Annotated in this window: 12 protein-coding genes and 1 pseudogene; 1 reads left to right on the top strand and 12 read right to left on the bottom strand. The window is 57.6% G+C overall.

All coding sequences use genetic code 11. The features are described from left to right. Positions 1–106 precede the first annotated feature (106 nt). Positions 107–523: a thioesterase family protein gene (locus A3730_RS02455; protein ID WP_063537407.1), complete on the top strand. Its 417-nt coding sequence runs from the start codon at positions 107–109 to the stop codon at positions 521–523. A 28-nt stretch (positions 524–551) separates the two neighbouring features. On the opposite strand, the gene A3730_RS02450 is transcribed toward A3730_RS02455, so the two are convergent. The 12 genes and pseudogenes from A3730_RS02450 to A3730_RS30910 form a co-directional block, all read right to left on the bottom strand. After that, complete coding sequence (locus tag A3730_RS02450) at positions 552–2,264, bottom strand: alpha/beta hydrolase (protein WP_231880678.1); 1,713 nt, start codon at positions 2,262–2,264, stop codon at positions 552–554. Between the two features lie 115 nt (positions 2,265–2,379). Next, positions 2,380–3,585 (bottom strand): NAD(P)/FAD-dependent oxidoreductase, encoded by a 1,206-nt coding sequence (locus A3730_RS02445; RefSeq protein ID WP_063520728.1) that lies wholly within the window; start codon positions 3,583–3,585, stop codon positions 2,380–2,382. A gap of 103 nt (positions 3,586–3,688) precedes the next feature. Then, positions 3,689–3,967, bottom strand: coding sequence for a hypothetical protein (locus A3730_RS02440; RefSeq protein WP_063520888.1), 279 nt, complete (start codon positions 3,965–3,967; stop codon positions 3,689–3,691). Positions 3,968–4,116: 149 nt separating this feature from the next. Further along, on the bottom strand, positions 4,117–5,085 hold the full coding sequence (gene cysK, locus A3730_RS02435) for a cysteine synthase A (protein WP_063520889.1): 969 nt from the start codon (positions 5,083–5,085) through the stop codon (positions 4,117–4,119). 39 nt (positions 5,086–5,124) lie between these two features. Next, positions 5,125–6,150 carry a CNNM domain-containing protein gene (locus tag A3730_RS02430; RefSeq protein ID WP_063520890.1) on the bottom strand — a complete coding sequence of 342 codons (1,026 nt, stop codon included), beginning with the start codon at positions 6,148–6,150 and terminating at the stop codon, positions 5,125–5,127. 57 nt (positions 6,151–6,207) lie between these two features. Continuing rightward, positions 6,208–6,951 carry an S-methyl-5'-thioinosine phosphorylase gene (locus tag A3730_RS02425; RefSeq protein ID WP_063520891.1) on the bottom strand — a complete coding sequence of 248 codons (744 nt, stop codon included), beginning with the start codon at positions 6,949–6,951 and terminating at the stop codon, positions 6,208–6,210. Next, complete coding sequence (locus tag A3730_RS02420; RefSeq protein WP_063520892.1) at positions 6,951–7,523, bottom strand: hypoxanthine-guanine phosphoribosyltransferase; 573 nt, start codon at positions 7,521–7,523, stop codon at positions 6,951–6,953. The genes A3730_RS02425 and A3730_RS02420 overlap by 1 nt, the downstream gene beginning before the upstream one ends. Then, entirely contained in the window at positions 7,510–8,667 is a 1,158-nt protein-coding gene (locus tag A3730_RS02415; RefSeq protein ID WP_063520893.1) for a mechanosensitive ion channel family protein, read from the bottom strand. Before A3730_RS02415 ends, A3730_RS02420 begins: the two co-directional genes overlap by 14 nt. Positions 8,668–8,737: 70 nt before the next feature. Then, positions 8,738–9,784, bottom strand: a complete 1,047-nt coding sequence (gene nagZ / locus A3730_RS02410; protein ID WP_063520894.1) for a beta-N-acetylhexosaminidase — start codon at positions 9,782–9,784, stop codon at positions 8,738–8,740. Then, complete coding sequence (locus tag A3730_RS02405) at positions 9,784–10,254, bottom strand: L,D-transpeptidase (RefSeq protein ID WP_063520895.1); 471 nt, start codon at positions 10,252–10,254, stop codon at positions 9,784–9,786. The genes nagZ and A3730_RS02405 overlap by 1 nt, the downstream gene beginning before the upstream one ends. Positions 10,255–10,348: 94 nt before the next feature. Then, a complete protein-coding gene (locus A3730_RS02400; protein ID WP_063520896.1) occupies positions 10,349–11,005 on the bottom strand; it encodes a TetR/AcrR family transcriptional regulator in 657 nt (218 codons plus the stop codon). Positions 11,006–11,122: 117 nt separating this feature from the next. Further along, positions 11,123–11,970, bottom strand: a pseudogene (locus tag A3730_RS30910) (hypothetical protein); the annotation flags it as partial.

The following is an 11,970-nucleotide window of genomic DNA, read 5'->3' as shown; positions in this document are numbered from 1 at the left end:
GGGTATTCGTGATAAACCCATCAAACGGCAAATAGCGTATTCTTCACTCTAACCCGCGAAGAACCTAAAATAAGCCCCCTCCCCCACTCCACCGGAGCTTCCTCCCATGGCGCGCGTCAAACTCGATTTGCCCGAGCAGTTTCTTTATACCCACACCATCAACGTGCGCATGACCGACCTGAATACCGGTAAACATGTGGGCAATGATCAGATGATTTCGCTGCTTTCCGAAGCTCGCTACCGATTCTTCTGCGATATCGATTACAGCCAGGAGCGCATTGTGGTGACCGACCTGGTAGCCAGTTATCGTGCAGAGAGCTTTGCGCAGGACGATTTGCAATTTGAAGTGGGGCTGATGGATTTTAACAAGTACGGAGCGGACCTGATTTTTCGGGTAACCAAACAACCCAGCGGGCAACTGGTGGTGCTAGCCAAACAGGGCTTCGTGTTTTTTGATCACCACAACCACGGCGTGATGCCCGTGCCCGATGACTTCAAGGCAAAGTTCCCCGGTATTGTCTAAGGCGCTACCGAATACTCCCTGCGGACGGTTACCCGTTTTCCGTATCCGCCGGTAATTCCAGCAACTCGCTGAGAAAGTCCTCCCAGACGGCATAGATCATGAAACGCCCCAATCCTGAAAAGCTGCGAAATCTCACGCCGGGGATCTCGGACGCCAGACCACGGGCACTACCGATAGAGATAATCCGGTCGTCTTCACCGTGCCAGTGAAGCACAGGAATGGAGATATCCCCCAGATCCACTTTCCAGGGAAACTGCAGACGCAGGTATTCATCGATAAGAATTTTTGCGCCCTGGAAATGGCTCCGCCGCATACACTTGATTAAACGGCCCAGTAGATCCGGATTACCCAGCACGTCCTGATCATGCTGACAGAGCGATTTGGCCAGCTTGGCAAAATACTTTTCCGGCGCATGTTGCACGCCGCGCAAGCCGAGCCGGCCCATCAACACAAACAAACGTGGGTCGCGACGAAAAAGCCGGAGGAACATCTTGTGTAAGCGGTCCAGTTTATCCAGCTCAAAATGCTCAATGGGGACGGTGCTGGCAAGAATACCCAACCGCTCAAAAATTTCCGGATGCGTAGCTGCAGCGCAGAGGGCATAGGGACCACCCCCACAATACGCCGCCATCGGCGGCCGCTGAATTTTCAGGTGCTGACAGAGGGCCAGAATATCGTCAGCAAAATCCCGAAATTCAAAGTTCTTCTTGTAGGTAGAAATGCCATATCCGGGGCGCACGATCATGATCATGCGCAAACCTTTTTCCCGGTACCAGCCATCAAAAAACGTATGGTCGGGCACCGCAGCCCCCAGGTTATCCAGCGTCAGTACCGGGCGCCCACTCGGATCGCCATACTCGTACCAACTGAGTACCCGGCCGTCGGGTAACGACAGTGTAAATTCCCGTTCAGCCTGCACATGCGGCAACCGGGCTGCCTGCACCAGGGCATGCCCCATGGCCTGACTGACCAATTGCACCTGGCTACTGGCGTTGAGCTTGCTCATGGTGGACTTGAGCTGGGTGCGGGCCGTGTGCACGCTGATATTGAGCAGCTCGGCACTCTGGTTCAGATTGCCCACTTTACACAGCAAGTGCAGTAGACGGGATTCGGCATGGGTAATATGAAAGACGGACCGGAGCATCTCCGGCGAGGGCGTCACCATGCTCTGCCCGGCCAACACCCAGACAATGGTGCGTACCTGGGAAATGCTGCCTGGCGCATCGGACTTTTCCACCGGCAGGCAGAGTAAGGAAACCGAGTCCTGCTGGGAGTTGAGAAGCTGCGTTTCCCGCCCTGCTTCCAGTGAAATTACCCGCTTCAGGGACTGGCGCAGTTCCCGATCACTGAACTGCAAAGACCCGTCCGGCAGAATCTCCAACGGCCCACTGGACAAGGCCTGTTCCGCTACCGGGTTGCATTCGAGCACACACATTTGCTCATCGAGCATCAGCATGGGCCAGGGCATCTGGTTGTACATGTCGTTGAGGATACGGGTGCGGTCCTCTAGTGCATGCATATACGCACTACTGCGCACGGCGCGATCCAGATGATTGATCAGTACTTCGACTTCGGCAGGCGTTCTTCTGCTATCAATAGCGATACTCACCGATTCCGGTGATGGGCCTGAGGGAACATCTGTCCAGCTGGTAATGGTATCGACCAGATCCACCCAGTCGCCCGGGGAAAGCGCCGTCTCGTAAATCTGACCAATCAGCTCGTCATTATCCGTGTCATTCACCACCACCCCACCTACCCGACCACGCCTCGTCATCACCATAATAGGAAGGGGGTATCAGAGGGGCAAGCGATTCAGTCCACCGTTCGCCTCATTCAATCGCCCACCAAGGCATGACTTACAGCGCCATCCCCGTACACCAGCCATTGGCCCACGCCCACTGGAAGTTGAACCCGCCCAGCTGCCCGGTCACATCCAGCACCTCACCAATGAAATGCAGCCCGGGTACCGTTTTGACTTCAAAGGTTTTTGAGGAAATCGCATCGGTGTCCACCCCGCCCAGGGTCACTTCCGCCGTGCGATAGCCTTCCGTGCCCGAGGGTTTGAACGCCCAGCCTTTCAGCGTCGCAGCAACACTTGCCAGCCGTTCATTGCTGAACTGCTGAAGATTGCCCTGCCAGCCGAATTGATCGGCCAGTGCAGCGGCCAGACGCTGGGAGAAATACTGGCGCAGCCAACGCTCCAGGCCACGATTAGGGTGCTCTCGCCGCTCCTCCACCAACTGCGCAAACGGGTCCGCCACCTGGGGTAACCAATCTACCGTCACTGGCTGTCCCGGCGTCCAGAAGCTGGATACCTGCAACATGGCAGGCCCGGACAGGCCACGGTGGGTAATCAGCATGGGCTCGGCAAAGGATGCACCTGCGGTTTGCGCCACCACATCGGTGCTGATGCCAGACAGGGCGGCCAGCCAGGCCTTGTCATCCGGTTGCAGGGTAAACGGTACCAGCCCGGCACGGGTGGGCAAAACGTCCAGCCCGAACTGTTCCGCCAGTTGGTACCCGAAGCCGGTGGCACCCATGGTGGGGATCGACAGGCCGCCGCAGGCCACGACCAGTTTTGTACACTGAACGCTGCCCCCACTGGTGCTCAACGCAAAGCCTGATGCCGTTTGTCTGACGCGCCGAATATCAGTCTTTAAGCGGATCTCGGCTCCGGCCCACTCACATTCCGTCAGCAGAATGCCAAGAATATCTTTGGAGGAGTCCGCACAGAACAATTGCCCCGGCGCTTTTTCCACGTGTTCGATGCCGTGACGTTCCACCAGCTCCACAAAGTGCCAGGGACTGTAACGCTTGAGAGCCGATTTGCAGAAATGCGGGTTAGCGGAGACAAAATGCTCCGGTGTGGTATTCAGGTTGGTGAAGTTGCAGCGACCACCACCGGACATGAGGATTTTCTTGCCAGCCTTGTTGGCATGGTCCAGCACCAACACCCGATGGCCCTGATACGCTGCCGTGGCCGCACACATCAGCCCGGCTGCGCCAGCACCGATCACGACCACATCTACCTCGGTTGTGCCTGCCCCTGTTTTACCTGACATGAAACCACCAGCCTGAATCCGGCCGGCAAGGATAACGGGGATGCACCGCCGGTGCCATCGGTGTGGCTTGTACGGCAGGCAGGTTTACGGCCCAGGCCGGCGATTACTGAATAACGGAGATTTCGGCGGTGGTGCTGTAATGTTCGCTGCTCGCCTTGATCGCGGCAGCGCCGTTGGCCACCTGAATGTCGTTACGGTGGCGACCGCTGCTCATGACCTGCTCGCCCGGCACCACGCGTGTACCTTGCGGCGCATCATTGTTCACGATAGGAAGTGGCTCCTGCCGGTCACTGCTGCTGATGTCATCTTCTTCAAAATAACAACCGTTGAGCAATGTGGCACCGCAGAGCATGACTGCGAGGTATTTCAGGGTGCTCTTCATGGTGTTCCCCCAATAGCCCGCCTCAAGGCGGAAAACTAACTGCCCGTTTCGGGCTTATCGTGCCTTTATACCCTGCCTGCCCCTGGCAGTACAGCACGTCGCCCGGGTTAACCCGCAAGGGATACCCGGGCACGCAGCGACACCCGGCGCTACTGGCCGAGCTCCTGTTCGGTAAAGGTATCGGCAAACAGGGGGGAGCTGAGGTAACGTTCGCCGGAATCCGGCAGCACCACCACAATGGTCTTGCCGGCAAACTCCGGCTGCTGGCTGAGGCGATCCGCCACACACATGGCCGCCCCACAGGAAATACCGGCCAGAATACCTTCTTCCTGCATCAGCTTGTGGGCCCATTCCATGGCATCTTCGTTGCTGACCTGCTCCGCCCGGTCCACCACTGCCATATCCAGATTCTTCGGCACAAAACCAGCACCAATGCCCTGAATCTTGTGGGGGCCATGGGTGGGCTCTTCCCCTTTCAGGGCAGCAGAGATCATGGTCGAGGAGTCTGGCTCCACCGCCACGGCAGTGATCGCCTTGCCCTTCTCGTTTTTGATGAAACGGGAGACACCGGTAATCGTACCTCCGGTGCCAACGCCACAAACCAGCACGTCAATATCACCACCGGTGGCGTCCCAGATTTCAGGGCCGGTGGTTTTTTCATGGATGTCAGGGTTGGCCGGATTATTGAACTGCTGCAGCATCAAATGGCTGTCCGGGTTTTCCTGTACCAGCTCTTCCGCCCTGGCAATCGCACCGGGCATGCCTTTCGGGCCAGGCGTCAGTACCAGTTTGGCGCCCAGCGCCTTGAGGATCTTGCGGCGCTCCAGGCTCATGGAGTCCGGCATGGTCAGCACCAGATCGTAGCCCCGGGCCGCCGCCACATAGGCCAAAGCAATACCGGTATTACCGCTGGTGGGCTCCACCAGGGTCATACCCGGCTTCAGTTTGCCGCTCTTCTCTGCATCCCAGATCATGGACGCGCCGATCCGGCACTTCACACTGCCGGCCGGGTTACGGGATTCGATCTTGGCGAGAATATTGCCCTGACTGATGCGATTGATCTTCACCAGGGGGGTGTTACCGATGGTTTCGCTATTGTCTTGGTAAATGCCGGTCATAATGCTCTCCTCCATTCTCGGCGCGCGTTGCGCAATGCCTTACTGTGGTTTGTCCTGCTTTTTCAGGCGCCGGTTCCAGCGTTGGCGCGCATACAGGCGCAGGTCGGCCACGTTATCGGTTTCATCCATGATTTCACGGCCCAGGATGCTTTCCAGAATATCTTCCAGGGTGATCAGGCCCACCCAGGTGCCGTGGTCATCATAAACCACCGCCATATGCTGACGTTGGGTCAACATGGCGCTAAACAAGTCTTCAATATTCAGCGTGGTATGCACCATGGATACTTCACGGGCCAACGTCTGCATGGTCTGGTCCGGGCCACTATCCAGTAAATCGGATTTATGGATATACCCTTTCGCTTCACCGCTGGCGCTCATCACCGGGTAACGGGAAAACGGCTGCCCCTTCTCACGGTCCTTGAATTCACTCACGGTCAGGCCTGGCTCGACCACCCGGCAAACCGTGCTCGGGGTCATGATGGCGCCCACACGGATATCGTGCAGGCGCAGGATGTTATGAATCACCCGGTGTTCATCGTCATCCAGGGCGCCCTGGTCCTCACCCATGTCTGCCAGCGCGCGTATTTCGGCCCGCACATCCACATCATGCTCGTTGCCACCAATACGACTGGTAATCAGCTTGGACAGCCAGACAAAAGGCAACAGCGACACCATGATGACCTTGAGCGTGGGCGGCAGCATCGGTGCCAGTGAACGCCAGTATTTCGCGCCAATGGTTTTCGGAATGATCTCGGAGAACACCAGAATCGCCAGCGTCATGATTCCCGACGCGGCCCCCAGCCAGGCTTCCCCGAACACCACTGCCACCTGGGCACCGACGCCGGTGGCGCCGACCGTATGCGCCACGGTGTTAAGAGTCAGAATGGCAGACAGGGGCTTGTCGATATCATCCTTGAACGCGCGCAAGCTCTTATACAGCTTCGGGTTGCTGTCGCGCAGGCCAGCAATAAAACTGGGCGTAATGGATAGCAGTGCCGCTTCCAGCACGGAGCACACAAAGGAAAAACCGATAGAAATGGTGGCGAATATAATCAGCAACGTCACCGATGCATGCTCCTTATGACAGCAAGCAACCGGATAAACCGGCTGTTTGAATTGAGGTTATGACGGCGAATAATGCCGCGCAAAGTCCGCCAGCAACTGGCGAACATTGGCCATCCCATCGTGGATGACCGCTTCGATTTCTGCCATGGTAATTTCATGGGTGGACTTGCCGGCGGCCGGATTGACCACCAGAGACAGCATGGCATAAGGCAATCCCAGCTCCCGGGCCAGCACCGCTTCAGGCATGCCGGTCATGCCGACGATATCGCAGCCATCACGCTCCAGGCGGGCAATTTCAGCGGCCGTTTCCAACCGCGGCCCCTGTGTTGCGCCATAGCAGCCGCCATCATTCCAGCTCAGCTCAGCCGCCGCCAACCGGGCTTTCAGGGCATTGCGCAATGTCACATCAAACGGCCAGCTGAAGTCCACATGCACCAGGGGTTCATCCAGGTCGTCGAACAGGGTCATCTCCCGGCCGTAGGTGTAATCAATAATCTGATCCGGCAGCACCAGCGCACCGGTGGGCGCCTGGGCGGTAATACCGCCCACCGCATTGGCCGCCACAATCGCTGTGGCGCCGGCCTCTTTCAGCGCGGCCAAATTGGCACGGTAATTCACCTGATGCGGCAGCAATACGTGCGGATCACCATGGCGAGCGAGAAACAGGACGTTCTGGCCATCCAGCTCCCCTTCCACTACCGGTGCGGAAGGGGAACCAAACCGGGTTTCCACCGTGTGAGTCTTGATGATGCGCAAGTTGTCCATGCGCGTGAGGCCGGTACCACCAATGAAAGCCAGCATCAGAGATCGCTCTCTCTTACCGCATAAATGCCCGGCGCATTACGCCAGAATCCCTTGTAATCCATGCCCATGCCGAACAGGTAATAATCATCCGCTTCCAGCGCGGTGAAGTCGGCTTTCAGGCCCGGCTTTGCCTTGCGGTCGTGTTGCTTGTCCACCAGCACACAGGTTTTCACGGATGCTGCTCCCTGGGCTTTACAGGCTTCAATAATCGACAACAAGGTAGAACCCACGTCCAGGATGTCATCCACAATCACCACATGGCGACCGGCCAGCGTGGCACTGGGTGTCACAATCCATTCCACATCCCCACCACTGGTGGCTCCCAGATAACGGCTGGCGTGGAGGTAATCCATCTCCAGGGGGAAATCCAGACGCTTGACCAGTTCCGCCGCAAAGATCATGCCGCCATTCATGATGGTGACGAACACCGGCACCTTGCCGGAACAGGCTTCAGTCACCTCGAAAGCCAGCTTGGCGATGGCTTCCTGCACCTGATCAGAGGAATGCAGTTCGATGGCATTACGGCGAACCGTCATCAATTCCTGTTGCAATTCATCAGCGCTGGACATGCTGTGCCTCCTCCGGGTTGTTGTCTTCCAGGCCCGTGGCCGGGGCATCATCATTCTGGCTGATCAGGTGCAGTGTACGCGTGGGGAACGCAAACTCGGCACCGTGCTCGTGGACAATATTCATGATTTTCATGAGCACGTCCTGCTTGATCTCATGGTACTGCACCCATTGGGTGGTTTTGGTGAACGTATAGATAAAGAATTCCAGGTGAGAGGCCCCGTAGCTATCGAAGTTCACGATCAGGGTACGGTTTTCCGTTTCCAGATCTTCGTGTTCAACCAGCATGGTGCGTACGTCAGCCACAATCCCCGGCATCTTCTGCCAGTCATCATAGCGGATGCCGATTTTTTCATTGATACGCCGGTTGTACATCCGCGAAGGGTTTTCCAGCACGATGGAGGTAAACATGGCATTGGGAATATACAGCGGGCGCTGATCAAAGGTGCGGATGCGCGTCAGGCGCCAGCCGATATCTTCTACGCTCCCTTCGATGGAGCGATCCGGTGAGCGCACCCAATCTCCGACCCGAAACGGCTTGTCCAAATAAACCATCATGCCGCCGAAGAAGTTGGCCAACAGATCTTTGGCGGCAAACGCCACCGCCATGCCGCCAATACCACCAAAGGCCAACACACCGGATATGCTGTAACCCATCGTCTGCAAAATAATCAACAGAGACGTAATAACGACGGATACCCGTAGCAACTTTGCAATTGCCGCTGCAGTGGACTGATCCATGGGTTTACGCATACGGCCCGGATCAATCAGGTTCTTTTCCGTATAGGAAATAAACCGGCTCAGAAACATGGCAATGATGATAATAAAAGCGATACGGCGTGCCTGAGGCACAAACTCAAACAGGGCGTTTTCCTCTGCGGACACCGCCTGCAGCAGCTCCATGGACACCGACAAGCCGATCACCCAGAACACCAGACGAACCGGGATACGTGCGGCTTCCAGCAAGGCGTCATCCCACAGGGTCTCGGTCTTGCCAATCAACCGTTCGGCCACATCGATACTGCGCATCAGAATAAAGTTGATGGATACCGTGCACAGCACGATGATAAACAGCTGAGTCAGCCAGATATCCATTGGCGTCTCGACTGTTGGCCACTGCAGCAGTTGATTCCAGTCCCAGTTCATTAATGTCTTCCTTTGCTTTTACTGTTCAGTTAGAGCCTGTTTCTTTCGTTAGTTTTCACGCAGGCCTGTTTTACGTAATGCCCTGCTCACGCAGGGCCACAGCCAACTCGGTCGCAACCGCCCTGCGCTCCGCCACCATGGGCAAGCGTGGTCGCGCACGCAGCCCGCCTGCCGGGACCTGGCCCTGGAACCGGTGCGTCCCCAGGAAGTCCAACACCTGCTCTGCCCCTTCGCGGCAATTGCAGGCCAGCACCATGTCACAACCGGCTTCCAAGGCCGCCTGTGCCCGCTGCGGATAACCTCCCACACCGTGAGCACCGGCCATGGACAGGTCATCGGAAAAAATCACCCCTCGGAACCCCAGCCGCTCGCGCAGCTGTGTTTGCAACCAGAAGCGCGAGAATCCCGCTGTCTGTTGCTCCACCGCGCTATAAATCACATGGGCAGGCATAATGCCGTCCAGTTTCGCGGCCAGCGCCATGAAGGGGCGCATGTCGGCAGCCTCCAGCTCGGCCAGCGGGCGCGGGTCCACTGGCAATTCCAGATGGGAATCGGCCACCACATGGCCATGGCCGGGGAAATGCTTGCCCGTGGCGGCCATTCCAGCGGCACTCATGCCATCGATAAAAGCCCCGGCCAGGTCGATCATGGCATCAGCATCACCATGAAAGCTGCGATCACCAATCACCGAGCTGTTGCCGTAATCCAGATCCAACACCGGCGCAAAACTGATATCGATATCCAGCTCGGTCAGCTCCGACGCCATCAACTCGCCCAGCAGCGCCGCTTCACGCACGGCCTCTGCAGGAGACTGGTCATAACGCTGCCCCAGCGCGGCCATGGGCGGCAGGCGAACAAATCCGTCGCGAAAGCGTTGCACTCGCCCACCTTCCTGGTCCACGGCGATCAGCATGTCCGGACGTACAGCCCGAACCTGGCGTACCAGCTCAGCCAGCTGTTCGCGGTTGGCATAATTACGGGTAAACAGAATCAGACCACCGGCACCGGGGTGTGCCAGCATGTCTTTTTCCGTGGCGCTGACCTCAAGCCCTTCCAGGTCGAGCATTAATAACGGGGAGGCGGATGCAGACATGGCAACCTTGTAGGCAGAAGACATTAATCGATGATCGTCACCCGGGTGCCCACCGGCACCTGGTCAAACAAGCGGATCACCGCATCATTTCGCATCCGGATACAGCCATGGGAGGCAGGAGTGCCCATGGGCTCACTGTCCGGTGTGCCGTGAATATAAATAAAGCGCCGGAAACTATCCACGTCGGCACCCAGATTCCGCCCCGGTTCCAGGCCACCAAGCCACAAAATGCGACTCAGCACCCAGTCACGTTCGGGGAAGCGGGCGCCCAGATCGGCGTCGAATACTTCGCCGGAAAACTTCCGCCCCAGTAGTACCGCCCCAGGCGGCAACCCTGCACCAAAGCGGGCCCGAACCACATGGCTACCACGGGGCGTAGCACCACTCCCCATGGCTTCACCGGCACCGTTAGCAGCGGAGGAAATCGCAAAGCGCTCGGTCCGCGTGCCACGCAGCTCCAGCCATTGTTCAGACAAGTTGATAATCAGTTCCATGGGGATAGTTTCAAGTTGAAAGTGCGAAGTTGCAACGCGAACCCTTACCTCATCACCGGGCCAGGCAACCGGCCAGCCTCACGCGTTGCCGCCTTTACTTGCCCATATGCAACGGCTGATCCGGCACTTCCGCCTGAATGCCACCAACCAGAAACGGCAGCAAGCGTTTGGTGATATCCGCCGTGCTGGCGTCCATATTGAAATCGGCTTTGCTGATGCTTTGCAGCGATTGCATGCCCGACAGGGTGAAAATGACCGCCCCGAGGCTGAACTGCACGCGCCAGAACAGTTCCATGGGCGGCACATCCGGTACCGCCTGTTGCAGATGGCGCTGCAAACGGGCAAAGACGGCGCTGTAGTGCTGGTGGAGATATTCGCGCAAGTGGCTCTGTGGCTGACTGTACGCCTGCCCGGAAAGGCGGAAGAAGATGGCAGCTCGCTGGGGGTCCTCGGGATGTGTACCCAGCGCCAGGCGGAACACAATACCCAAGACATTTTCGGGGGTATCGGGAATGCGGGAGGCTTCCATTTCATCAAGCTTGGCGTCCAGAGCCAGACTGAACGGCGTGAGGAAGCGCTCGAATACGGCCTGAATCAAGGCTTCCTTGGAGCCGAAATGGTAATTCACCGCCGCCAGATTCACCCCGGCCTTGCTGGTAATGGCACGCAGACTGGTTTCCGCGAAGCCCTTCTGGGCAAACAATACCTCTGCGGTATCAAGAATCCGGTCTACTGTCCCCGCCTGTGCCATACCCTGCCCTGTGCGTTCAAAACATACGTTTCAAACATACGTTTGGCTGCCAGGAGGGTCAAGAAGGAAAGGCGACCGTTCCCGTCAGGCCTTCGGCGTCCAGCGTCAAGCACGGCTCTAAAAGTAATACACCAATTCCGCCTGGATAAAGTCAGAACGACTGATCGGCCCCAGCCCAGGATTGGTATTCACATTGCGCAGCGCATCCCGGTACAGTTGTGAGGCGCTTTGCGGCTTCCTGGTATCGGTATAAAAACGGGCCTCCAGGCTGGCTTTCAGGCTATTGCCGAAACGACGGCTGGACTCAAGGCTAATCGCTTTTTCCTCGTCCTCGGTGTCATAGATGATGCCGGCGAGTATCTCGGTGGAAGCGACGTCGTTGAAGGTAAACCGGGTTCCCAGCAACACATCACTGGCCAGAGGAGACGCCAGACTGTCATCCCGGTCTTCCCAGATGTACTCCACAATCCAGCCCAGATCCGTGGCCGTATCGAGCAGCCCGACCTGGGTATATTCAAAACCGCCATCCACGGCATTAAAGCGCTCGCCCTGCCCGGATCGGCTGATCGCCTCCAGCTTCCATAACCAGCCGCTGTTCAAGTATTGCAGCTCCAGGCCGGTCTGATCGATGACGTTGTACAGCGGGGTAAATTCCGGGTCGCTACCCGACGGCAATTGCCCGGTAGCAATCAGTGCCTGCAGCTCGGCCAGCGTCAGCGAATCCGGAATCAGTAGCGGGTCCCGGCTGGTACCGGAAAAATGCGACACGGCCAGCTCCAGCCCGTTGTCGAAGTACTGCTGGTAGCGGATGGCAAAATCCACACGCTGGTTTTCTTTCGAGGATTCGTACTGCGCGTTATCGGACACCGGCAAAGGTGTACGCGGACGCCCCTCTTCACCCGCGTAGGTACGCTCACGGAAACCCGGCAGAACGAACACATCAACGATCCCCCAGTCCCGTACCG

The sequence above is a fragment of the Alcanivorax sp. HI0044 genome, assembly GCF_001634945.1.
The sequence above is the reverse complement of the archived record's forward strand: the minus strand, read 5'-3'. Positions and strand labels throughout refer to the sequence as shown.

Bases quoted from the DNA above. Each gene is read 5' to 3' on its own strand.
- A3730_RS02455 (WP_063537407.1), top strand. From the start codon at position 107: ATGGCGCGCGTCAAACTCGATTTGCCCGAGCAGTTTCTTTATACCCAC.
- A3730_RS02445 (WP_063520728.1), bottom strand. From the start codon at position 3,585: ATGTCAGGTAAAACAGGGGCAGGCACAACCGAGGTAGATGTGGTCGTG.
- A3730_RS02440 (WP_063520888.1), bottom strand. From the start codon at position 3,967: ATGAAGAGCACCCTGAAATACCTCGCAGTCATGCTCTGCGGTGCCACA.
- cysK (WP_063520889.1), bottom strand. From the start codon at position 5,085: ATGACCGGCATTTACCAAGACAATAGCGAAACCATCGGTAACACCCCC.
- A3730_RS02425 (WP_063520891.1), bottom strand. From the start codon at position 6,951: ATGCTGGCTTTCATTGGTGGTACCGGCCTCACGCGCATGGACAACTTG.
- A3730_RS02420 (WP_063520892.1), bottom strand. From the start codon at position 7,523: ATGTCCAGCGCTGATGAATTGCAACAGGAATTGATGACGGTTCGCCGT.
- A3730_RS02415 (WP_063520893.1), bottom strand. From the start codon at position 8,667: ATGAACTGGGACTGGAATCAACTGCTGCAGTGGCCAACAGTCGAGACG.
- nagZ (WP_063520894.1), bottom strand. From the start codon at position 9,784: ATGTCTTCTGCCTACAAGGTTGCCATGTCTGCATCCGCCTCCCCGTTA.
- A3730_RS02405 (WP_063520895.1), bottom strand. From the start codon at position 10,254: ATGGAACTGATTATCAACTTGTCTGAACAATGGCTGGAGCTGCGTGGC.
- A3730_RS02400 (WP_063520896.1), bottom strand. From the start codon at position 11,005: ATGGCACAGGCGGGGACAGTAGACCGGATTCTTGATACCGCAGAGGTA.